Genomic DNA, 21,980 nt, shown 5'->3' on the forward strand with positions numbered 1-21,980 from the left:
CGGCCCAAGCAAAACAAATAGGGAGGTGCAGGGGGCGAGGCCCCCTCCTGCAATAGTCTTTTTAAACTTACTCTTAGATCGCGGCGGTAACCGGCGCATCCTCGGCGACTGCGGCCCAGAGGCGCTCCAGCTTCTCCGGATTGCGGATGATGTAGACGTTGCTGATCTGCCCGGCGCTGATTTCCACGGCTTTCAGTTGCCGGGTGCCGTCGGCCTCCAACGTCAGTTCAGCGGGCAGGCCGTTCACGGTGATGCGGCGGGACCAGCGCGGCGGGGCCGTGCGCGGCTTGCGGGCGATGCCGATGAAGAAGCGCGCCACCTTGGCCGCGCTGTGGATGATGTTGAGCGCCGCGGTTGCGCGGCCGCCGCCATCGGTTTGCAGCGTCGCGGTTTCGGCCAGCAGGCGGCCCAGGATCTGGGCGTCGCCCGTACGGGAGGCGGCGAAGAAGGCTTCCGCCACCGCCTCGCTCTCCCGTTTGTTGACGGTAAAGCGTGGGCGCTCGGCGCGGATGTGCTCGCGGGCGCGCTTGGCCAGCTGGCGGCACGCGGCCTCGCTGCGGCCAAGGGTTGTGGCGATCTCCGCGAAGTTCATGTCGAACACGTCGTGCAGCACGAAGGCGGCCCGCTCCAGCGGAGAGAGCCGTTCCAGCGCCAGCATCAGGGCGAAGGAGACATCGCTGGCGATCGTCTCCTCCGGCAGGAGGGCGGAGGCCGGGTCTTCCAGCACGGGTTCGGGCAGCCAGGGGCCCACGTACACCTCCCGGTGGCGGCGTGCCTGCTTCAGCCGGTCGAGGCACAGCCGGGTCGTGATGGTCGAGAGGAAGGCCGAGGGCTGCCGGATTTCGCCCAAAGGTGTGTTCTGCCAGCGCAGCCAGGCATCCTGCATGACGTCCTCGGCGTCGCTCATCGAGCCGAGCAGGCGATAGGCAAGGCCCGTCAGGCGGCGGCGCTCAGCCTCGAACGCCGCCGCGCGGTTGGCCGGGACGTCTTCAGGCGGCCTTGACGACATAGGCGGCCGGGTGCTGGCTGCGGAAGCCGACGGCAATCCGGTTCCAGACGTTGATGGTGCCGATCAGCAACGTCAGCTTCACGATCTCCTCCTCGCTGAAGTGCTTACGCAGCTCATCATAAACGGCATCGGGAGCCTGAGTCTCGGCGATCAGCGTCAGGGCCTCGGTCCAGGCCAGCGCTGCCCGCTCGCGTGGGGTGTAGTAGGAAGACTCGCGCCAGGCCGGGAGGAGGTGAATGCGCTCCTCGGTCTCTCCCGCCTGGCGGGCATCGCGGGTGTGCATGTGCAGGCAGTAGGCGCAGCCGTTGATCTGCGAGGCGCGGATCTTGACCAGTTCCATGAGGCTCATCTCAAGGCCGCTGTTCCGCGTGGCGGTCTCCAAGCCGAGCATGGCCTTCATGAGTTCGGGGGCGATCTTGAAATAGTCGAGGCGGGCTTGCATCGCTTGATCTCCTGAAAAATCGGGGTTGCAGGAGAAAGACGAGGCAGCGCCCGCCCGCGTGACACGATGCGTAACAGGGGTGCAAAAGTTTTTGCGATTTTTTTGCTAGGCCGCCGCCCGCGCTCCGTGAACGGCCGCCAGCGCATCCCACAGCTGGTCGTAATGATCGATGAGGGCATCGGCTTCCAGCTCGGTCGCGGGCACGCTGGAGAAGCCGAAGGAGACGGCGACCACCGGCACGCCCGCATCGCGCGCCGCGCCTACGTCCACGGCGGAATCGCCCACCATCACCGCCTCTGCCGGGTTGCCGCCCAGCCGCTCGATGGCGGTGAGGATGTGGCGGCCGTCCGGCTTACGGAAGGGCAGGCTGTCGCCCCCGACGTTGACCGGGAAGAAGCGCTCCCACCCCAGAGCCTCGATCAGCGCCCGGCTCAGCTTCTCCGGCTTGTTGGTGCAGATGCCGATGAAGATGCCCGCTTCCTGAAGCTGGGCCAGGGTCTGTTCAACTCCGGGAAAGGGTTGGGAGTCTCACACACGTTCGCGGCGTAATAATCGAGGAACGGCTTGAGGAGACTTTCCGCCTGCTCGGGCGTTCCGCCCCCGGTATGCGCCAAGCCCCGCTCGATCAGCTTCCGGGCCCCCAGCCCCACCATGTCCCGCACCTCGGTAATCGTGACCGGCGGCCGCCCGGCCAGGGACAGGATGTGGTTGGTGGCGGCGGTCAGGTCTGGTCCCGTGTCGACCAGAGTGCCGTCGAGGTCGAAAACAACGCAACGTGGCATATTATTAAGAACGGTCATGGTATGGATTTCGCAAGGTCCGGAGTGATGCAATTGAGTAGAAACGCCAAGCCTTCTGTGGCACACCGCCGACACGCAGAGCAAGCATAGCTGATTGATGGGGGATCCGCTTATGACGACGCGGCCTGTGGCCGTCATTATCCTCGCGGCCGGCAAGGGTACGCGAATGAAGTCGGACAAGCACAAGGTGCTGCACCCCATTGGCGGCCTGCCGATGGTGGGCCATGTGCTGAAAACCGCCGAGGCGCTGGACGCCCGCCGCTCCGTGCTGGTAGTCGGCTCGCTGAAGGAGCAAGTGGAGGCCGCCTTCGGGCACAAGGCCGCCATTTCCGTGCAGGAACCGCAGCTGGGCACCGCCCATGCGGTGCAGGCGGCGCAAGGCCAGCTGGCCGACTTCGACGGCGACATTCTCATTCTCTATGGCGATGTGCCGCTCATCCGCCCCGAGACGCTGCGCGCCATGCTGGAGCGGCTGAACACGCCGGTCGGCGGCCAGCTGCCCGCCTGCGTGGTGTTGGCGTTCCGCCCGCAGGACCCGGCGGCCTACGGCCGGATCATCACGGATGAGAACGGCGTCATCGAAACGATGGTGGAGTTCAAGGACGCGAGCCCCGAGCAGCGCGCCATCAACCTGTGCAACTCGGGCGTCATGGCCGTGAAGTCCGAGCAGCTGTGGTCGCTGCTCTCGCGCGTCGATAACGACAACGCTGCGGGCGAATACTACCTGCCGGACGTGGTGATGCTGGCGCGCCAGGATGGCCTGCCCTCGCTTGTCGTCGAGACCGGCGAGGAAGAGGTGGCGGGCGTCAACTCCCGCGTCGAGCTGGCGGCCGTGGAGCAGGTGTTCCAAAACCGCCGCCGCCGCGAGATGATGTTGGACGGCGTGACCCTGATCGCGCCGGAGACGGTGTTCTTCAGCCACGACACGGTGATTGGCCGCGATGTGGTGATCGAGCCCAACGTGGTGTTCGGGCCGGGCGTTACGGTTGAATCCGGCGCCGTCATCCGCGCCTTCTCGCACCTTGAGGGCGCGAGCGTCGGCGCGGGCTGCGAGGTCGGTCCCTATGCGCGGCTGCGGCCCGGTGCGGTGATGAAGGCCAAGGCCAAGGTCGGCAACTTCGTCGAAATCAAGAAGGCGGTGCTGGAGGCCGGTGCCAAGGTCAATCACCTGACCTACATCGGCGACGCGCACGTGGGCGAGAAGGCCAACATCGGCGCGGGCACCATCACCTGCAACTACGACGGCTACAACAAGTCCCAGACGCGGATCGGCGCGGGGGCCTTCATCGGCTCCAACTCGTCGCTGGTGGCGCCGGTCACGATCGGCGATGGGGCCATCATCGGCGCGGGCAGCGTGGTGACGCAGGACGTGGCGGCAGATGCGCTGGCCGTGGCGCGTGGCCAACAGGTAGAAAAACAGGGTTGGGCAGCGCGCTTCCGCGCGGCCATGCAATCGAAGAAGAAGGCAGGGTAACAGGCGGCTTATGTGCGGAATCATTGGGATTATCGGCCAGGAACCGGTTGCGGATCGCCTTCTGGATGGCCTGCGCCGACTGGAATATCGCGGCTACGACTCGGCGGGCATCTGCACCCTGGTTGATGGCGCGCTGGCGCGCTGCCGCGCCGAGGGCAAGCTGAAAAATCTGGAACGGCGGCTGATCGAGGCTCCGCTGGCGGGCGAGCTGGGCATCGCCCACACCCGCTGGGCGACCCATGGCGCGCCGACCGAGAGCAACGCTCACCCGCACGCCAGCCGCCATGTGGCGGTGGTGCACAACGGCATCATCGAGAACTTCAAGCAGCTGCGCCAGGAGCTGGTGGCGAACGGCTACGCCTTCGAATCCGAAACGGATACGGAGGTGGTCGTTCACCTCATCTCCGCCGAGATGGACCAGGGCGCGGGCCCGGTCGAGGCGGTGCAGCGCACGCTGAAGCGCCTGCACGGCGCATTCGCGCTCGCCATTCTGTTCTCGGGCCATGACGACCTGATGATCGGCGCGCGGCGCGGCAGCCCGCTGGTGGTGGGCTATGGCGACGGCGAGATGTACCTGGGCTCGGACGCCATCGCCCTGTCGGACCTGACCAGCCGCATCGCCTATCTGGACGAGGGCGACTGGGTGGTGCTGAGCCGCACCTCCATTCAGGTTTACGACGCGGACGACCGGCCGGTGGAGCGCCCCGTCACCATCTCCACGGTGACGGGCGGCCTGATCGACAAGGGCAACCACCGCCACTACATGCAGAAGGAAATCTACGAGCAGCCGACGGTGGTCGCCCAGACGCTGGGCACCTACATCCGGCCGCTCGATGGCCGCATCGCCCTGCCGGACCTGCCGTTCGATCTGGCGTCGGTTGAGCGGGTGTCTATCATCGCCTGCGGCACCAGCTACTATGCGGGCATGGTTGGCAAATACTGGCTGGAGCAGATGGCCCGCGTGCCGGTGGAGCTGGATATCGCCTCCGAGTTCCGTTACCGCGACCCGGTGCTGACGCCGGGCGGCCTTGCCATCTTCATCTCCCAGTCCGGCGAGACGGCGGACACGCTGGCGGCCCTGCGCCACTGCAAGGAAAACGGCCAGCACACGGTGGCCATCGTCAATGTGCCCACCTCCAGCATGGCGCGCGAAGCCCATGCGGTGCTGCCCACCCACGCGGGGCCGGAGATCGGCGTTGCCTCCACCAAGGCCTTCACCTGCCAGCTGGCGACGCTCTCCGCCTTCGCCATCGCCATGGCGCAGGCCAAGGGCAAGGTCGATGAGGAGCGAGAAGCCGCGCTCGTGCAGTGCCTCACCGAAATCCCGGCCTACATGAACGAGGCGCTGGCGCACGACGAGGACATCGCCAAGCTGGCCCACGCGGTCGCCCGCGCGACGGACGTGCTGTACCTCGGCCGTGGCCCGGATTATCCGATCGCGCTGGAAGGCGCGCTGAAGCTGAAGGAAATCAGCTATATCCACGCCGAAGGCTATGCCGCCGGCGAGATGAAGCACGGCCCGATCGCGCTGATCGACGAGAACGTGCCGGTGGTCGTCGTCGCCCCCTCGGGCCCGCTGTTCGAGAAGACCATCTCCAACATGCAGGAGGTGATCGCCCGCGGCGGCCAGGTTATCCTCATCTCCGACAAGGAGGGCCTCGCCCACCACGGCACCGGCCTCATGGCCACCATCGAAATGCCGAAGGTCGATGGCATCATCGCCCCGCTGGTCTATGCGGTGCCGGTGCAGCTGCTGGCCTATCACGTCGCCGTCGCCAAGGGCACGGACGTGGACCAGCCGCGCAACCTCGCCAAGTCGGTGACGGTCGAGTGATTTTGGCGGGGCGCACGGGGACCCGGTCCCTCTGCGCCCCGGTTCCCGCGCGGCGCGCTTCTGCACCTATTTGGCGATATATTTTCGCGAAAATTCTCCTGTTGCGCGAAATCGACGCTAAGGGGGTTTAAACGCTCACTGAGAGGTTTTTGCCTATTCCGGCTAGGTGGGTAGCGGGCGCCCCTGGAATCGCGCTGTAGGGGCCTTCACGGGCCTTGGCGGGGCATTGTGGAGCTGGGTCTCGCTCATTTGAAGTCCGCGCCAACCGGCTGGCCATCGATGAAGACCTGGCGGCGCTGGATGGTCCGCACCTCCACCTTGCCGGCGGCCACGGCCTTATCAAGCTGCTCCGGCCTGACACGAAGGGGTGTCGCAATCCCATAGGCGGGTTCCACCGGTTGCCACGACGCTCCCTCCCGGTGCCACAGCGTGACGCTCTGCCCAACGACGATGATCGCCTCGTCGCTTCCCGCCTCGTGGATGACGGCGCAGGGGCCGTGCAGACCGCAGGCGTTATACTGGCTCAGCTTTTCATGCAGCGCCGCCGGCAGTTCGACGGGGCGCGGCAGAATGGTCAGGCGCGCCGCATCGATTGGCGGATTAACCGTTCTGGCGGCCCAGCGATCCGTTTGTTGCAAGGCCTTGGCCGCGGCTTTGCGGATGGCGGGCGTCTTGCCGTTCCGGGCCAGCTCTTCGGTTGCGGCAGAGCCGGCCTGACCGAAATCGAAGCGCAAGGCGGCCCAGTCGAACTCGTCTGCCGAAACGGCGCCGCTGTTCAGCCGCGCCACCTGATTGCGCGTCGATATGGCGTTAAAGTTGATGAGCGGGGTCGAGAGGATAAAGGCCACGAGGCACAGGCCGATCGCCAGCTTGAGATTGGCAGCCCGCAGGAACGGCGCAGGCTTGGTCCGGCCGCGGATGAGCGAGACGAGATAGGCGAGGCCATAGGCCACGGCGATGCCGGTGAAGATGATCGCCCACAGCCGCTCAGGCGTGAGGCCATGCTGGGAGACGCGGCTGCCGACCGAGACCGCCGCGATCACCGCCAGCGGCGTCAGGGCGAGGCACAGCACGATCACGCTGGAGCGCAGCACGGGGTGGCGGGCCTCATGGTCCGGCGCGTCGCCGATGGCGGCGTTGATGAGGCCAAGGCCGCCGATCACGCAGCACAGCAGGATGGGCGTCGTCGATTTGGTTGCCTCCCACAAGGGCGCGAGGCCGGTGAAGGGCAGGGCGATCAGGAAGACCGCCAGCCCCAACGCCAGAGGCGGGGCGAGGACGGACAGAACGGTCGTCACCACGCGCTGCAACAGCCCGACGATTGGCGCCCGGTCGCGCAACAGGCCGATGCCTCCGCCAAGCGCCATGCCGACCAGCGCCAGTTGCATCCATGATTTATGCAGAAGGTCCTCAAGGATCCCGATGCCGATCAGGTTGAACAGGCCCGCCAGCAGCCACGCCATCAGCCAGACAACGACAACGAAAACCCATGCCGCGCACCACAGGACGAAGTTGGTCCAGGCATGGTTGTGCGCGGGCCGGTAGGGGATGGCCCAGCGGTTGCCCTGAGAGTTTTTCAGCCGCTGGTCGCGCCACGCCTGAAACAGCGGCGCCGCGATGCCGACGGCCAGCGCCGCACAGAGGATGCGCCACGGTTCGTCAAAGCCTGCTCTGGTCGAGCCGTGGGTCGCCCCGGCGACCACGAGGGCGGAGAGCAGGGCGAAAATGAGGCTCCAGGCCATGTGCCGGCGCTCGACGACAAAGGCGAAGACCAGTCCCGCAACGGTGAGGAATGTGGCCGCCGTCGGATGGAAATCGGTTGGCTGCAGGCCCATGGGCCGCTGGTCCGGGCGGAGAATGGCGAAGACGGCAAGGCCGGTCAGCCCGCCCAGCAGGGCAAGGCCCCAGGCGCGCAGCGGCCAGTCGGGCATTCCGGTCGTATCCGGGCCATCCGTATCCGGAGACGTTGGCAGCGGCTGGTGCGCGGTGGCGCTCATAACGGCTCTCTCTGGCAGGGAAGTGTCTGAAGGGATGGGGCAGGGCTGGCCCCGCCAAGGACGGCGGTGCGGGGGACGTTTACATCCCGGCTGGACCATCGATTGGGAAGCACGTGCTGTTCCGCCCGCCGTTTAACCCAAAGGGACTATGCGGCGTTTTGCTGAAATTCGCCAGATTTAAGATGAGGCGCGCGCTCCGCCCGGCAGTCCGGATCACCCGCGCCCGCGGCCAATGAGATAGAGGATCAGGCTCAGCGCCACGCTGAGGATGATGCTGGTGACGATCGGGAAATACACCCTCGTATTGCCGCGCTCCCACACGATGTCGCCGGGCAGGCGGCCGAGCCCGAGCTTGGAGATCAGCGGCCAGGCAAGGCCCAGCGCCAGCATCACGATTCCGGCGATGATGAGAAACCGGCCCATCGCCCTCTTCCCTTCCTTTGCGACAAATTCGAACGGTGTGATCGGGACTTTCAGTTTGCTTCCGCGCGCCGGGCGTCTTACCTCAGCCTGACGGCTGACAGGCAGGATACGCGCAATGTCCCAGTTTGATTACGATCTTTTCGTCATCGGTGCCGGTTCGGGCGGCGTCCGCGCGGCGCGGATTGCCAGCGCGCACGGCGCGAAGGTGGCGATCGCCGAGGAGTACCGCGTCGGCGGGACCTGCGTGATTCGCGGCTGCGTGCCGAAGAAGCTGTTCGTCTACGCCTCCCACTACGCCGAGGAGCTGGAGGACGCGGCCAGCTTCGGCTGGACCGTCGAGGGCGCGCGCTTCGACTGGCCGACCCTGCGCGACAACGTGCAAAGGGAAGTCTCCCGCCTTCAGGGGCTTTATGGGCAGACGCTCGCCAAGGCGGGCGTAAGCGTCTACGACGCCCGCGCCACGTTCCTCGACCCGCACACGCTGGACGTGGGCGGCCAGCGGGTGACGGCGCGCAAGATTCTGGTGGCGACCGGGGCCACGCCGGTCATCCCCGATTTTCCGGGGGCGGATCTGGGTTTCACCTCCAATGAGGCGTTCCATCTGGAGCGACTCCCTAAGCGCATTCTCATTTACGGCGGCGGCTACATCGCCACCGAGTTCGCGGGCATCTTCCACGGTCTTGGCGTCGAGGTGACGCAGGCGTTCCGGGGCGTGACGATCCTGCGCGGCTGGGACGAGGAGCTGCGGACGCGGCTTCAGGATATCTACGTGCAGAAGGGCATCCACATGCGCGGCGGCGCGTCCATCGCCCGGCTGGACAGGGATGGGGATGTCATCCGCGCCACCATGACCGACGGCGCGGTGATCGAGACGGATGCGGTGATGTACGCCATCGGTCGCCGTCCCAATATCGACGGGCTTGGGCTGGACAAGGCGAACGTCAAGACGCGCGAGAACGGGGCGATTCTTGTCGATGCCAACTCCCAGACCAGCTGCGCCCACATTTATGCCGTGGGCGACGTGACCGACAGAATCCAGCTCACCCCCGTCGCGATCAAGGAAGGTCATGCGTTTTCTGATACAGTGTTCGGCGGCAAGCACTGGACGGCGGACCACACCCGTGTCCCCTCGGCCGTGTTCAGCCAGCCGCCGCTGGCCAGCGTTGGACTCGACGAAGATACTGCCCAAAAAGAGGGGCACGAAATACGGGTCTTCCGTTCCGAGTTCCGTCCGATGAAATTCACTCTGGCGGGACGGCAGGAGCGGACGCTGTGCAAGCTGGTGGTCGACGTGAAGACCGACCGGGTGCTGGGCGCCCACATGCTGGGGCCGGATGCGCCTGAAATCATTCAGGCTGTCGCCATTGCCGTGAAGCTGGGGGCGACGAAGGCCCAGTTCGACCAGACGGTCGCGGTTCACCCGACGGCGGCCGAGGAATTTGTCCTCATGCGTTGAGGCTTGCCATTGGCGCGCAAGCAACGCATTAACCGAATATCCGGCGTGCCGGATCTGTAAGAATATTGCCCAAGGTTGCGGGCGGAAGAAAGGCAAGGTGCATCATGGCTGAGATGGGAACGTCCACCCCCTGGACCCCGGACAGCTGGCGGAGCTTTGAGGCCCGCCAGATGCCGACCTATAACGACCCGCAGGCGCTGGCGGACGTGGAGAAGGAGCTGCAATCCTATCCGCCGCTGGTGTTCGCGGGCGAGGCGCGCCGCCTGAAGGAAGAGCTGGCGGACGTGGCCGCCGGCCGCGCTTTCCTGCTCCAGGGCGGCGACTGCGCGGAAAGCTTCGCCGAGTTCCATCCGAACAACATTCGCGACACGTTCCGCGTGCTGCTGCAGATGGCGGTGGTGCTCACTTTTGCCGGCCGCATGCCGGTGGTGAAGGTGGGGCGCATGGCGGGCCAGTTCGCCAAGCCGCGCTCCGAACCGCTGGAGACCATCGGTGGCGTCAGCCTGCCGAGCTACCGGGGCGATATCGTCAACGACATCCACTTCAACCCGGAATCGCGCGAGCCGGATCCCAAGCGCATGCTGCGCGCCTACATGCAGGCGGCGGCCACGCTCAACCTGCTGCGCGCCTTCGCCCAGGGCGGCTACGCCAACCTGCACCAGGTGCACAAGTGGACGCTGGATTTCGTCGGCTCCTCGCCCGTCACCAAGCGCTACCGCGAACTGGCGGACCGGATCGGCGAGGCGCTCGCCTTCATGGAGGCCTGCGGCGTCAACCCGGAAAGCGCGCCCCAGTTGCAGGGCACCAACTTCTACACCAGCCACGAGGCGCTGCTGCTGGGCTATGAGCAGTCCATGACCCGGCAGGATTCGCTGACCGGCCAATGGTACGATACCTCGGCCCACATGCTGTGGATCGGCGATCGTACCCGCTTCCCCGGCTCGGCCCACGTGGAGTTCATGCGCGGCATCGGCAACCCCATCGGCATGAAGGTGGGCCCGTCGATCGATACGGACATGCTGCTGCGCCTCATCGACACGCTGAACCCGAACAACGAGCCCGGCCGCCTCACCCTCATCGCCCGCTATGGCGCGGAGAAGATCGAGGCGCACCTGCCCCAGCTGGTGCGGGCGGTGAAGAAGGAAGGCCGCAGCGTCATCTGGTCGTGCGACCCGATGCACGGCAATACCGTCAAGACCGGCACCGGCTACAAGACCCGGCCGTTCGACCGCATCCTCTCCGAGGTGCGCTCGTTCTTCGCCATCCACCGGGCCGAGGGCACGCATGCGGGCGGCATCCACACGGAGATGACCGGCCAGAACGTGACCGAGTGCACGGGTGGCGCGATCGCCGTGACCGACGAGACCCTGGGCGATCGCTACCACACCCATTGCGACCCGCGCCTCAACGCGGCGCAGGCGCTGGAGCTGGCGTTCCTCATCGCCGAGGGGCTGCAGCAGGAACTGGCGGGCCGCGCAGCCGCGTAACGTTCCGCGAGAACACCGGCGGGATGGGGCAATGCCCGTCCCGCCAAATTCCCACCTTGCCGTTGCGGGCGTAAGCCCGTCTGGCGCGTTACATCAAAGCCCTGGCGGAGGTGCGCTCCCAGGGCTTGATGCGAGCTGCCCGGCGAGGACCCATGCAGGCATTCCTTCAGGCAATCGGCGTGGCCGTGCTGGCGCTGGACCGCGGGGCGGACGGGCGTATCCGGCTCATCGGCGCGAATGATCATGCCTGCCGTCTGCTGGGGTTGAATCTCGCGGCGGTTTTCGGCCAGCCCGTTGCCCGCTGCCTGCCCCGGTCCCTGGCGGCCGAGGTTGAGCGCGCCGTGGCGCAGTGTCTTGATGGCGGGCTGGAAGACATGGTTTCCGAGCACTGCATGGCGTTGCCCGAAGGCAGGCGGCGGCTGCGGATCAGCCACCGGTCCGTTGCCGGCGGGGCGGGGGATGGCCGGTGCGTCATCAGCACCGTGACCGCCGTGGAGCAGGAGACGCCGGAGGCCGGCACGGCGATGGGCGACCCGGCGTGCGGCAACGCCTGCCAGCACCTGCACAGGATGGAGGTGCTGGGCCGTTTGGCGTCCGGCTGCGGTCACGCCCTCAACAATCACCTGCAACCGATCCTGACATTCTCCCGCCATATGCGGGAGGACACGCCGCCCGAGACGCGCCAGCAGTATCTCAATTTCATCTACGAAGCGGCGTTGCAGATCCGCGACGTCATGGAAACGGCCCAGGCAATCGCGCGGACCGGCCGGGAGGCGGATGGCGTTCCGGTCGTCGTGCCGGTGGCCGGCCTGCTGCGGGACGTGGCGCGGGCGGCCTGCCTCATCCTGCCGCCGCAGGTGGCGGTGCGCGTGGAGGCGGACCCGCCGGAGGGCCGGATCATGGCTTGCCGGGCGGAGTTGGCGCAGGCGCTTCTGGCCCTCGTGCTCGAGGCAGCCGAGGACATCAGCGGAAAGGGAGAGGTGCTGCTGGGCGCAGGCCGGGCAGGGGGCCGGCATGCGGGGGTTCTGGAGATTGCAATTGCAACGGCGCAAAGCAGCGCGCCGGATGAGCCTGAGCAGGCGATGCGGATTCTACGGATGCCAGAGCCTGCGCGCCATGCCGTCATCCGGACCATGCTGGTCCGGTGGGGCGGCAGGCTTTCCGTCACCTCCTGCGCGCCAGGGACCGCCAGGATACGGATATCCCTGCCCGAGGCGGCGGAGCGCCCGGTGCCTGCCTTCTGAAAGCGCCCGCCGGATTGAGAGCCGCGTTGATCAGTGCTCGTCGGCCGCCTTCATCTGCTTTTGCAAGTAGTTCTCCAGGCCCACGGTGCGGATGAGGCCCAGCTGGGTCTCGATGAAGTCGACGTGCTCCTCCTCGGAGGCAAGGATGTCTTCCAGCAGCTCGCGGCTCACATAGTCCTGGATGGATTCGCAGTAGGCGATGGCGGTGCGCAGGTCGAGCATCGCCTCCATCTCCACCGCGAGGTCCGCTTCCAGGATCTCGGGTACGGTCTCGCCGATCCGCAGGCGGTTCAGGGTCTGGAGGTTGGGCAGGCCATCGAGGAACAGGATCCGCTTGGTCAGGCGGTCCGCGTGCTTCATCTCGTCGATGGATTCCTTGTATTCATAGTCGCCCAGCCGATCGAGGCCCCAGTTCTGCAGCATCCGGGCATGAAGGAAATACTGGTTGATGGCAGTCAGCTCGTTCTTGAGGATCTTGTTCAGGTGCTTGATGACCTCGGGATCGCCCTTCATCTTCAACTCCTTCCGACGAATCTGCCATCATGGCTGAAAAAACACGGGAATATACGCAGCCACTCTAACACCAAAAGGATCGTGAAGGAGAGTGGAAATCAGGGCGCGCCAAAAGGCCAGGCCGCCGGCAGGGGCGGCTGGTTCATGCTCGGCGGGTGGCCCGGCGCGGTTCTATTCCGCCGGCCAGGTGGGCTGGCCCACCTTGTGCTCTTCCGTGATGACCGAGCGTGCGAAGCTGGCGCACTGGCCGCATTCGAAGCGGCATCCGAGATGGGCATAGACCGCGTTGGGCCGCTGCTCGCCAGACGTGCGCGCGGCGGCGCGGACATCCGCTTCTCGTAATCCATTGCAAATGCAAACGTACATGCGCCGAACCCGAAAGCCAGTTTTACGGTGGCTTTTGGGTAACTGATTATGCGAATGAGTGTCAACAACGTCTTCGATGATTTGCGGCGAACCGTGCGGGCACGCCTCGTCGCAGGCAGGGTTCCGCGCCGTCAGCGGCCGATCGCCCGCGCAATACGGCCTTGAGGCCGAACGCGTTCTTCTTGCCCATCGCCGGGGGATGGCGGATAAACCAACCAGTGTCGTTAAGGGGGCAAACCATGCGTCTTCTGGTCACCAGCCTTGCAGCCATGCTCGTCGCCATGCCGGCGTGCGCCGATTCCCTGCGGAATGCGGTCTTGGCCGACCTGCCCTATGTGCAAAGTCTCTACATCGAGCTGCACAAGGCGCCGGAGCTGTCGTTTCACGAAACCCGCTCGTCGGCGCGCATGGCCGAGGAGTTGAAGAAGGCCGGCTTTACCGAGGTGACGACGGGCGTGGGCGGCCATGGCGTCGTTGGCGTGCTCCGCAACGGCGAGGGGCCGACGCTCCTGATCCGCGCCGATATGGACGCGTTGCCGGTCAAGGAACAGACCGGCCTGCCCTATGCCTCCACGGTGACGACGAAGGATGACTCGGGCGCGCAAGTGCCGGTGATGCACGCCTGCGGCCATGATATCCACATGAGCGCCTGGGTAGGCGCGGCCCGCCGCCTTGCCGCCCTCAAGGACCAGTGGAAGGGCACGCTGGTGATGGTCGCCCAGCCCGCGGAGGAGCGCGGCGGCGGCGCCAAGGCCATGCTGGACGACGGGCTTTACGCGCGCTTTCCCAAGCCGGACCACGTGATCGCCCTGCATGTGAACGCCGGGCTGCCGGCCGGGTCGGTGGGCGTTCATTCGGGCTTCGCCATGGCCAATGTGGACTCGGTCGACGTGACGGTGCGCGGCATCGGCGGCCACGGGGCTTACCCGCAGACGACGCGCGACCCGGTGGTGCTGGCGGCGCACATCGTCACGGCGCTGCAAACGCTGGTCAGCCGCAACACCGACCCGTCCGAGCCAGCGGTGGTGACGGTCGGCTCCATTCACGGCGGCACCAAGCACAACATCATTCCCGATACGGTGAAGCTGCAGCTGACCGTGCGCTCCTACACCGACGAGGTGCGCGAGAATCTGCTCTCCGGCATCAAGCGGGTTGCCGAAGGGGAGGCGATCGCCTTTGGCCTGCCGCAGGACCTGCTGCCGGTGGTCGAGGTGAAGGATGAATACACCCCGGCCGTCTTCAACACCGAGGCGCAGAGCGCCCGGCTGGCCGGCGTGTTCAAGGCTCGCTTCGGCGAAAATCGGGTGGTGGAGACCCAGCCGGTTATGGGCGGCGAGGATTTTGCCCGCTATTACCGGGCCGATCGCTCGTTGGAGAGCACGCTGTTCTGGCTGGGCGCCGTAAAGCGCGCCACCTGGGAAGAGGCGCAGAAATCCGGCAAGCCCTTGCCGTCCCTGCATTCGCCGTTCTTCGCGCCCGATCCGCAGCCGACCCTTGCCACGGGTATCGAGGCGATGACGGCGGCGGCCCTTTCGGTCCTCGGCCGGTAAGGGCAGGCGCGCAAGCCGCGCAATCATGGACGGCGGATCTGCCGGTTAGTCCAATGAAAAGAGTCGGGACTCTTTACAGTTCCGATACGATTACTGGTGTCTGAATCGCTGGTGTCGGCGGAAATCCGCCACTGGCATAGCTATTGCTTAGCTTACCCAGCAATAGCGAATCGCGCCCGGGAGGGACGAGGAGGGACGACATGTCGTCAGGATGGACCAAGCTGGCCGGTACGGCCGTGTTTGCAGCGTGCGCTTACCTGTTGGCGGCGCCGGAAGCCGGCGCCGTTGCGTACCGTTGCATTTCCGGTAGCGGCGGCACGGGCAGCGCGGCGCTTGATCTGGTCCACGATGGCTGCGTTGCTTCCAAGGGGGGACCCCTTCGGCGTCTACAGCCCGCCGGGCGGCGACAGCGAGCAGGCTGTCGAGGAGGCGATCCAGAGGGCAACCAACGAGGCCGTGGACATTTCCCTGTTCGGCAAGTGGGAAGGGGATAGCAGCCTCATCGACATCACGCCGATCAAGGTCAAGGGCGACGGGGGCATCCTGACCGGCGAATGGCAGGTGCTGTCCGATGATGTCTTCGTGAAGTACATCACCGTCAAGGCCGGCACCTCCTACGTCCTTTACGAGCTGGACGGAATCGGCGCCCAATCCGGCACCTTCTCGACTGCGGCCCTCAAGAACAAGGGCGTCTCGCACATCAGCTTCTGGCTGTCCTCCCGAGAGGTGGAAGTGCCTGAGCCCGCCTCGATCGGCCTGCTGGGCGGCGGGCTGCTCGCTCTTGGCGCCCTGGCGCGCCGCAAGCGGGCCTAACGGTAACGCCAGCGTCGGCCTCCCTGGCAGGAACGACTCTGGGCGGCGGTCTCGAAAGGGGCCGCCGCTTTGCGTTTCAGAAAGAGACCGGCGGCTGATTCGCGCCGGCGGATCAATCGTCCCGTCTGTTGCGTTGAACCGAGGGAATGGCCTTGCAATGTGATATTGAAAGTAATTCGCAATTTCACTATATGTGAGATGTCATTCCCCTTGTGACATGTGGAGTTCCGTATGAAACGCGACCTTGCCAAGACCCTGAGCTTTCTCATGCTGCATTTCATGGTTGGCTTCTCGGTCGCCTATGCCTTTACCGGACAGATCGGCGTCTCCAGCGCCATCGCTCTTGTGGAGCCGATGGCCAACGCGGTCGTGTTCTTCTTCCACGAGCGCGCCTGGCGGCGTGCGGGCGTGCGGGCCGATTCCCGGTCCGACTCGGGAGGCACGCTGGCTTTCCACTGCTGAGCCGGGCCGCAAGGCGGCGGCGCTGTCAGGGGAAGCAGCGCCAGGCCGGGGCACGGAAAGGCGAAAACCGGGCAGGCGGCCCTGCATTTGGGCGCGAAGCGCCCGTTATTCCGTCGTTTCCGCTTCTTTTTCTTCTTCCGTTTCCTCGGGGCGCGCAAAGGGGCTGGAGGATTCAAGCGCCTTGAGGGCGGCGATCTTCGTCAGCTCCGCCGCGCGCAGAATCGCCTTCTCGACGCGGGGGTAGGTGCCGCACCGGCACAGGTTGGTCATCTGGCGGGCGATGTCTTCCCGTGTCGGCTCAGGGGTTTCCTGGAGCAGAACCGCAGCCGCCATCAGCATTCCCGACTGACAGTAACCACAGCTCGGCACCTGATGCTCGATCCACGCCTGTTGCAGCGGGTGCTTCCGGTCGGAGGAAAGGCCCTCGATGGTCAGGACGCGCGCGCCCTCGATGGTGCCGATGGGCGTCTGGCAGGCGCGGGTGGCCACACCCTCCACCTGCACGGTGCAGGCGCCGCACAGCCCCGCGCCGCAACCGTATTTCGTGCCGGTCAGATTGGCGACATCGCGCAGCACCCAGAGAAGCGGCATCTCCGGGTCGACATCAAATTCGGTCAAGCGTCCGTTGAGGACGATCTTGGGCATGGGCACCTCGTTCATTCGATGCTTCTTAAAAGCATATTCATGGCGTGGGCGAAAGGCGCAGCGGCACGAAGCGCAACTTCATGTCCGCACGGCCCCGAGGCCGCAATGCCGGCGCGGGGACCGGTGCGATAAATGAGGCGCAGCCTTGCGGGCCGCGCGGCGCTTCATGGCCGGAACAAGGGGCGGAAGGCAGGGCGCGGACCCGGTTCGCCGGGCTGTTGCGCGGGGCGCGGGATTTCCAACGATATCCCGAATTTACAGAATTAGCTTTGATTTCCGTCAATGCGTCACCTTGGCCGCTTGTCGGGACAGGATCTCCCCCTATAACGCGGGCGATTATGGCCGCCTTCTTGGCGGTGAGTAATGGCGGGGTCACCATGAGAAAGATCACAAGCACGGTGCAGATGCTGGCCGCGGGGGCAGCAGTGACTTGGAGCGCCGGTGCCCAGGCTACGGAGAGCGTGGCGGGCCAGCCGGTTCCTGAAGCTCTTGGGCTGCAGGCGCCGGTCACTGAAATCGGCGAATTCGGCAACTGGATGTACAACGACTGGCTGTTCCCGATCATCGCGGCCATCACGGTTTTCGTGACGGTACTCTTGGTCTGGGTCATGGTCCGTTATCGCGCCAGCGCCAATCCGGAGCCGTCCAAGACCTCGCACAACACCTTGATCGAAGTGATCTGGACGGTCGTGCCGGTGCTTATCCTGGTGGCGATCGCGATTCCGTCGTTCAAGCTGCTGTATTCGGAATATACCCCGCCCAAGGCGGACCTGACCATCAAGGTCACCGGGCACCAGTGGTACTGGTCCTATGAATACCCGGACCATGACGGCCTTTCGTTCGACTCCATCATGCTGACGGACGAAGACGCCGCGAAGGCCAATCTTCCGCGTCTGCTGGCGACCGACAACCGCGTGGTGGTTCCGGTCGGCAAGACCGTGAAGCTGCTGCTGACGTCGACCGACGTGATCCACTCGTGGACCATCCCGTCCTTCTTCGTGAAGATGGATGCCGTTCCGGGCCGGATCAACGAAACCTGGTTCAAGGCGGAAAAGCCCGGCATCTATTACGGCCAGTGCTCCGAGCTGTGCGGTATCCGCCACGGCTTCATGCCGATCATGGTCGAAGTGGTGTCCGAAGAGCAGTTCGCGGCCTGGCTTGAGGAAGCCAAGGCCCAGTTCGCCTCTGCCTCGGCGTCGACGCAGTTCGCTTCAGCCGACCTGACCGTGCGGCAGTAAGTTCGAGATACGGAGTACAAGATGGCAAACGCCACAGCACACGCTCACGACGAGCACGCGCACGACCTGCCGACGGGCTGGCGTCGCTGGCTGATGTCCACCAACCACAAGGACATCGGCATTCTCTATCTGATCTTCGCCATCGTCGCCGGTATCATCGGCGGCGGCCTTTCGGGCATCATGCGCGAAGAGCTGATGCAGCCGGGCATGCAGGTCCTCACCGGCATGACGGGCGGCGATCTCGATAGCGCCTACCAGATGTGGAACATGGTCATCTCCGCCCACGGCGTGGTCATGATCTTCTTCATGGTGATGCCGGCGCTGATCGGCGGCTTCGGCAACTACTTCGTTCCGATCATGATCGGCGCGCCGGACATGGCGTTCCCGCGCCTCAACAACATCTCGTTCTGGCTGCTGCCGCCCTCGCTGATCCTGGCGCTGTGCTCCATGTTCGTCGAAGGCCCGGCCGGCCAGCACGGCTTCGGCGGCGGCTGGACGGCCTATCCGCCGCTCTCGACCGCAGGCCACCCCGGCCCGGCGACGGACTTCATCATCCTGTCGCTCCACCTGTCGGGCGCCTCGTCGATCCTGGGCGCGATCAACTTCATCACCACCATCTTCAACATGCGCGCGCCGGGCATGACGCTGCACAAGATGCCGCTGTTCGCCTGGGGTATGCTGGTCACGGCCTTCCTGCTGCTGATTTCGCTGCCGGTTCTGGCGGGCGGCATCACCATGCTGCTGACCGACCGCAACTTCGGCACCACCTTCTTCGATCCGGCCGGCGGCGGTGACCCGGTTCTGTACCAGCACCTGTTCTGGTTCTTCGGCCACCCCGAAGTGTACATCATGATTCTGCCGGCCTTCGGCATTGTCAGCCACATCGTCTCGACCTTCTCGAAGAAGCCGGTGTTCGGCTACCTCGGCATGGCCTACGCCATGGTCGCCATCGGCGTCGTCGGCTTCGTCGTGTGGGCGCACCACATGTACACCGCCGGTCTCTCGGTGGACACCAAGGCCTACTTCACCGCCGCGACCATGATTATCGCGGTGCCCACGGGCGTGAAGATCTTCTCCTGGATCGCCACCATGTGGGGCGGCTCGATCAAGTTCGAGCTTCCGATGCTGTGGGCGATCGCCTTCATCTTCCTGTTCACGGTTGGCGGCGTGACCGGCGTGGTGCTCTCCAACGCGGGCATCGACCTGGCCATGCACGACACCTACTATGTGGTGGCACACTTCCACTACGTGCTGTCGCTGGGCGCCGTGTTCGCCATCTTCGCCGGCTGGTACTACTGGATCGGCAAGATCAGCGGTCGCCAGTACAGCAACATCCTCGGCCACCTGCACTTCTGGCTGATGTTCATTGGCGTCAACCTGATCTTCTTCCCCCAGCACTTCCTGGGCCTGAACGGTATGCCGCGGCGTATCCCTGATTACCCGGATGCCTTCGAGCACTGGAACATGGTGTCCAGCTGGGGTTACCGGATCACGATTCTCGGCATGGTGTTCTTCTTCCTGAACGTCATCTACACGCTGGCCGCCGGCCGCCGCGTTGGTGACAACCAGTGGGGCGAAGGCGCGACGACGCTGGAGTGGACCCTGTCCTCGCCGCCGCCGTTCCACCAGTTCGAGACCCTGCCGAAGATCAAGTAAGCAGGTCTGGAAAAGGGAACTTGAGACGGTGAACAAGTCCGTCACCTCGACCACCATGACGGCCTCGGCGCACGGCGCCGAGGCCGACTGGCTGGGCTTCGCCCAAAGCGGGCAGCTGGCCACGTGGCGGGATTATTTCGAGTTGCTTAAGCCGCGGGTCGTCAGCCTGGTGGTCTTCACCGGCATCTGCGGCCTGATGATCGCGCCGGGGTCGATCAACCCGATCCTGGCGGCAATTGCCATCCTGTGCATCGCCGTTGGCGCGGGCGCGGCTGGCGCGTTCAATATGTGGTACGAAGCGGACACCGACGCCCTGATGCGCCGGACCGCCAACCGGCCGATCCCGGCCGGGCGGATCGCCAAGCCCGAGGCGCTGGCCTTTGCCGTCACGCTGGCGGGCGCATCCGTGGTCCTGATGGGGCTGGCCACCAACTGGGTGGCGGCAGGCCTGCTGCTGGCCTCGATTCTCTATTACACCCACATCTATACGGTGTGGCTGAAGCGGCGCACGCCGCAGAACATCGTCATCGGCGGCGGCGCGGGCGCCTTTCCGCCGGTCATCGGCTGGGCCGCGGTGACGGGCGACGTCACCCTGCTGCCGGCCCTGCTGTTCGCCATCATTTTCCTGTGGACGCCCCCGCACTTCTGGGCCCTGTCGCTGTTCGTGAAGGGCGACTACGAGCGGGCGGGCATCCCCATGCTGCCGGTGGTTGCGGGAGAACGCGCCACCCGGCTGCAAATCTGGCTCTACACCTGGGCCCTGGTGGCTGCCGCCATCGCCCCCTGGCCGCTTGGCCTTACCGGGGCGACCTATGGCCTTGTCTCCACCGCGCTCGGCGTGCTGTTCCTTGTCGGCGCGTTCCGCGTGTGGCGCGGCGAGGACATGAAGGCTCCCAAGCACCTGTTCGCCTATTCGGTGCTGTATCTCTTCGTGCTGTTCGGCACGCTGGTTGCCGACCATTACCTCGGGAGGAGCTTGTGAGCGATCAGCCCAATCCGAAGAAGAACCTGCGCGGCCGTAACATCGCGCTCGGCCTGGCGCTGTTCGCCTTCGTCGTCATCGTCTACCTGATGTCGATCGCCCGGATGGGAGGCGGATCGTGAGCGAGCAGCAAAACATCAGCCGCAGCAATCGGCGCGTGGCGCTGGTTGCAATCGGCATTGTCGTGGGCATGACGGGCCTGGCCTATGCCGCCGTCCCGCTTTATCGCGTATTCTGCCAGGTTACCGGCTTTGGCGGCACCACCCAGCGGGCGGAGGCTTCCACCGGCGCGGTCGAGGGCACCTCGATCACCGTGCGGTTCGACGGCAACGTCAGCCAGGGGATGCCGTGGAAGTTCCATCCCGAGCAGACCACCCAGACGCTGGAGGTCGGCGAGCAGAAGATGGCCTATTACAAGGCCGTCAACACCAGCGACCAGACGGTGGTGGGCTCGGCGGTCTTCAACGTGACGCCGGACATCGCCGGGCAGTATTTCAACAAGATCGAATGCTTCTGCTTCACGGAGCAGACGCTGAAGCCTGGCGAGAGCGTCGACATGCCGGTGGTCTATTTCATCGACCCGGCGATCCTCGACGATCCGCAGGCGAGCAAGATCAGCGAAATCACGCTGAGCTACACATTCTACAAGGTAAACAAACCGGCCGAGGCTCCGAAGCAAGCGACTGCGGCAGCCGCTTCGGCCGTTGGGGCGACAAGAATCTAGAAAAGGACCGTTCGTGATGGCGGCTGCTAAACAACACGATTATCACATTATTGACCCGAGCCCGTGGCCGATTATCGCCTCGTTCTCTGCCTTCGCAGCAGCGGTCGGCGGTATTTCGTGGATGCGTGACGCGGCATGGGGTCCGTGGGTGTTCGGCCTGGGGCTGGCCGGCATTCTCTACGTGATGTACGCCTGGTGGGCGGACGTGGTGCACGAGGCCGAAACCGGCCATCACACCCCCGTTGTGCAGCTGCACCACCGCTACGGCATGATCCTGTTCATCGCCTCCGAGGTGATGTTCTTCGTCGCCTGGTTCTGGGCCTACTTCAACTTCTCCCTGTTCCCGCAGGGGTATGATGCCATCTCCACCGCGACCGGTGGCGTGTGGCCGCCGAAGGACATCCAGGTCCTTGATCCGTTCATGTTCCCGCTGCTGAACACGCTGATCCTGCTGCTGTCCGGCACCACCGTGACCTGGGCTCACCACGCCCTGATCCACGGCGATCGCCAGGGCCTGAAGAACGGCCTGATCTGCACGGTCATCCTGGGCGCGATCTTCTCCTGCATCCAGGTCTTCGAATACGCGCACGCCGCGTTCGCCTTCGCGGGCCACGTCTATGGCGGCACCTTCTACATGGCGACCGGCTTCCACGGCTTCCACGTGTTCGTCGGCACGATCTTCCTGGTCGTCTGCCTCATCCGCGCCGCCAAGGGCCAGTTCACCCAGAAGCAGCACTTCGGCTTCGAAGCCGCCGCCTGGTACTGGCACTTCGTCGACGTGGTGTGGCTGTTCCTGTTCCTGGCCATCTACATCTGGGGCAGCGACTTCGGCGCCGCCGTGGTGGCTGGCCACTAAGACCGAACT

Annotated in this window: 23 protein-coding genes; 14 read left to right on the top strand and 9 right to left on the bottom strand. The window is 65.3% G+C overall.

All coding sequences use genetic code 11. From position 1 onward, the window contains the following. Positions 1-73 precede the first annotated feature (73 nt). The 4 genes from L0C21_RS03390 to L0C21_RS03405 form a co-directional block, all read right to left on the bottom strand. On the bottom strand, positions 74-1,009 hold the full coding sequence (locus L0C21_RS03390) for a sigma-70 family RNA polymerase sigma factor (RefSeq protein ID WP_259277022.1): 936 nt from the start codon (positions 1,007-1,009) through the stop codon (positions 74-76). Continuing rightward, positions 990-1,451, bottom strand: a complete 462-nt coding sequence (locus tag L0C21_RS03395) for a carboxymuconolactone decarboxylase family protein (protein ID WP_259277023.1) — start codon at positions 1,449-1,451, stop codon at positions 990-992. Before L0C21_RS03395 ends, L0C21_RS03390 begins: the two co-directional genes overlap by 20 nt. Before the next feature lie 105 nt (positions 1,452-1,556). Continuing rightward, entirely contained in the window at positions 1,557-1,946 is a 390-nt protein-coding gene (locus tag L0C21_RS03400; protein WP_310593379.1) for an HAD-IA family hydrolase, read from the bottom strand. Then, positions 1,883-2,251 carry an HAD hydrolase-like protein gene (locus tag L0C21_RS03405; protein ID WP_259277024.1) on the bottom strand — a complete coding sequence of 123 codons (369 nt, stop codon included), beginning with the start codon at positions 2,249-2,251 and terminating at the stop codon, positions 1,883-1,885. The genes L0C21_RS03400 and L0C21_RS03405 overlap by 64 nt, the downstream gene beginning before the upstream one ends. 112 nt (positions 2,252-2,363) lie before the next feature. Here L0C21_RS03405 and glmU point away from each other — a divergent pair, with 112 nt between their 5' ends. Together glmU and glmS are read left to right on the top strand one after the other, a co-directional pair. Further along, positions 2,364-3,725: a bifunctional UDP-N-acetylglucosamine diphosphorylase/glucosamine-1-phosphate N-acetyltransferase GlmU gene (glmU, locus tag L0C21_RS03410; protein ID WP_259277025.1), complete on the top strand. Its 1,362-nt coding sequence runs from the start codon at positions 2,364-2,366 to the stop codon at positions 3,723-3,725. Positions 3,726-3,735: 10 nt separating this feature from the next. Continuing rightward, entirely contained in the window at positions 3,736-5,559 is a 1,824-nt protein-coding gene (gene glmS / locus L0C21_RS03415) for a glutamine--fructose-6-phosphate transaminase (isomerizing) (protein WP_259277026.1), read from the top strand. Between the two features lie 245 nt (positions 5,560-5,804). On the opposite strand, the gene L0C21_RS03420 is transcribed toward glmS, so the two are convergent. Together L0C21_RS03420 and L0C21_RS03425 are read right to left on the bottom strand one after the other, a co-directional pair. Next, the gene (locus tag L0C21_RS03420) at positions 5,805-7,556 is read right to left on the bottom strand and encodes a DUF4153 domain-containing protein (protein WP_259277027.1); all 1,752 of its coding nucleotides are present in this window, start codon (positions 7,554-7,556) and stop codon (positions 5,805-5,807) included. A 213-nt stretch (positions 7,557-7,769) separates the two neighbouring features. Then, entirely contained in the window at positions 7,770-7,979 is a 210-nt protein-coding gene (locus L0C21_RS03425; RefSeq protein WP_259277028.1) for a DUF2905 domain-containing protein, read from the bottom strand. Positions 7,980-8,094: 115 nt separating this feature from the next. On the opposite strand from L0C21_RS03425, the gene gor reads away from it, so the two are divergent. The 3 genes from gor (at position 8,095) to L0C21_RS03440 (ending at position 12,166) form a co-directional block, all read left to right on the top strand. Continuing rightward, complete coding sequence (gor, locus tag L0C21_RS03430; protein WP_259277029.1) at positions 8,095-9,435, top strand: glutathione-disulfide reductase; 1,341 nt, start codon at positions 8,095-8,097, stop codon at positions 9,433-9,435. A 104-nt stretch (positions 9,436-9,539) separates the two neighbouring features. Continuing rightward, positions 9,540-10,922 (top strand): class II 3-deoxy-7-phosphoheptulonate synthase, encoded by a 1,383-nt coding sequence (locus L0C21_RS03435; RefSeq protein ID WP_259277030.1) that lies wholly within the window; start codon positions 9,540-9,542, stop codon positions 10,920-10,922. Between the two features lie 152 nt (positions 10,923-11,074). Continuing rightward, a complete protein-coding gene (locus tag L0C21_RS03440; RefSeq protein WP_259277031.1) occupies positions 11,075-12,166 on the top strand; it encodes a nitrogen regulation protein NR(II) in 1,092 nt (363 codons plus the stop codon). A 30-nt stretch (positions 12,167-12,196) separates the two neighbouring features. Here the strand turns inward: L0C21_RS03440 and bfr are convergent, their stop codons facing one another. After that, the gene (gene bfr, locus L0C21_RS03445) at positions 12,197-12,679 is read right to left on the bottom strand and encodes a bacterioferritin (protein ID WP_259277032.1); all 483 of its coding nucleotides are present in this window, start codon (positions 12,677-12,679) and stop codon (positions 12,197-12,199) included. Positions 12,680-12,850: 171 nt separating this feature from the next. Next, complete coding sequence (locus tag L0C21_RS03450) at positions 12,851-13,045, bottom strand: (2Fe-2S)-binding protein (RefSeq protein WP_259277033.1); 195 nt, start codon at positions 13,043-13,045, stop codon at positions 12,851-12,853. Positions 13,046-13,284: 239 nt separating this feature from the next. On the opposite strand from L0C21_RS03450, the gene L0C21_RS03455 reads away from it, so the two are divergent. The 3 genes from L0C21_RS03455 (at position 13,285) to L0C21_RS03465 (ending at position 15,870) form a co-directional block, all read left to right on the top strand. After that, on the top strand, positions 13,285-14,595 hold the full coding sequence (locus L0C21_RS03455) for an amidohydrolase (protein WP_259277034.1): 1,311 nt from the start codon (positions 13,285-13,287) through the stop codon (positions 14,593-14,595). Positions 14,596-14,943: 348 nt separating this feature from the next. Then, positions 14,944-15,408 (top strand): VPLPA-CTERM sorting domain-containing protein, encoded by a 465-nt coding sequence (locus L0C21_RS03460; RefSeq protein ID WP_259277035.1) that lies wholly within the window; start codon positions 14,944-14,946, stop codon positions 15,406-15,408. A 231-nt stretch (positions 15,409-15,639) separates the two neighbouring features. Further along, complete coding sequence (locus L0C21_RS03465; protein ID WP_259277036.1) at positions 15,640-15,870, top strand: DUF2061 domain-containing protein; 231 nt, start codon at positions 15,640-15,642, stop codon at positions 15,868-15,870. A gap of 105 nt (positions 15,871-15,975) precedes the next feature. Here the strand turns inward: L0C21_RS03465 and L0C21_RS03470 are convergent, their stop codons facing one another. Further along, positions 15,976-16,530: a (2Fe-2S)-binding protein gene (locus L0C21_RS03470; RefSeq protein ID WP_259277037.1), complete on the bottom strand. Its 555-nt coding sequence runs from the start codon at positions 16,528-16,530 to the stop codon at positions 15,976-15,978. 362 nt (positions 16,531-16,892) lie between these two features. Between L0C21_RS03470 and coxB the strand changes: the two genes are divergently transcribed. The 6 genes from coxB to L0C21_RS03500 are packed head-to-tail and all read left to right on the top strand — an operon-like array spanning position 16,893 to position 21,971. After that, complete coding sequence (gene coxB / locus L0C21_RS03475; RefSeq protein ID WP_259277038.1) at positions 16,893-17,753, top strand: cytochrome c oxidase subunit II; 861 nt, start codon at positions 16,893-16,895, stop codon at positions 17,751-17,753. 21 nt (positions 17,754-17,774) lie between these two features. Then, on the top strand, positions 17,775-19,409 hold the full coding sequence (gene ctaD / locus L0C21_RS03480; protein WP_259277039.1) for a cytochrome c oxidase subunit I: 1,635 nt from the start codon (positions 17,775-17,777) through the stop codon (positions 19,407-19,409). A gap of 28 nt (positions 19,410-19,437) precedes the next feature. Beyond that, entirely contained in the window at positions 19,438-20,391 is a 954-nt protein-coding gene (locus L0C21_RS03485; RefSeq protein WP_259277040.1) for a heme o synthase, read from the top strand. Next, positions 20,388-20,513 (top strand): cytochrome c oxidase system small membrane protein, encoded by a 126-nt coding sequence (locus L0C21_RS03490; protein WP_259277041.1) that lies wholly within the window; start codon positions 20,388-20,390, stop codon positions 20,511-20,513. Before L0C21_RS03485 ends, L0C21_RS03490 begins: the two co-directional genes overlap by 4 nt. Beyond that, the gene (locus tag L0C21_RS03495; RefSeq protein WP_259277042.1) at positions 20,510-21,115 is read left to right on the top strand and encodes a cytochrome c oxidase assembly protein; all 606 of its coding nucleotides are present in this window, start codon (positions 20,510-20,512) and stop codon (positions 21,113-21,115) included. The genes L0C21_RS03490 and L0C21_RS03495 overlap by 4 nt, the downstream gene beginning before the upstream one ends. A gap of 16 nt (positions 21,116-21,131) precedes the next feature. After that, positions 21,132-21,971, top strand: coding sequence for a cytochrome c oxidase subunit 3 (locus L0C21_RS03500; RefSeq protein WP_259277043.1), 840 nt, complete (start codon positions 21,132-21,134; stop codon positions 21,969-21,971). Positions 21,972-21,980: the final 9 nt, after the last annotated feature.

It is taken from the genome of Pedomonas mirosovicensis (genome assembly GCF_022569295.1).
Lineage (GTDB): Bacteria > Pseudomonadota > Alphaproteobacteria > Sphingomonadales > Sphingomonadaceae > Pedomonas > Pedomonas mirosovicensis.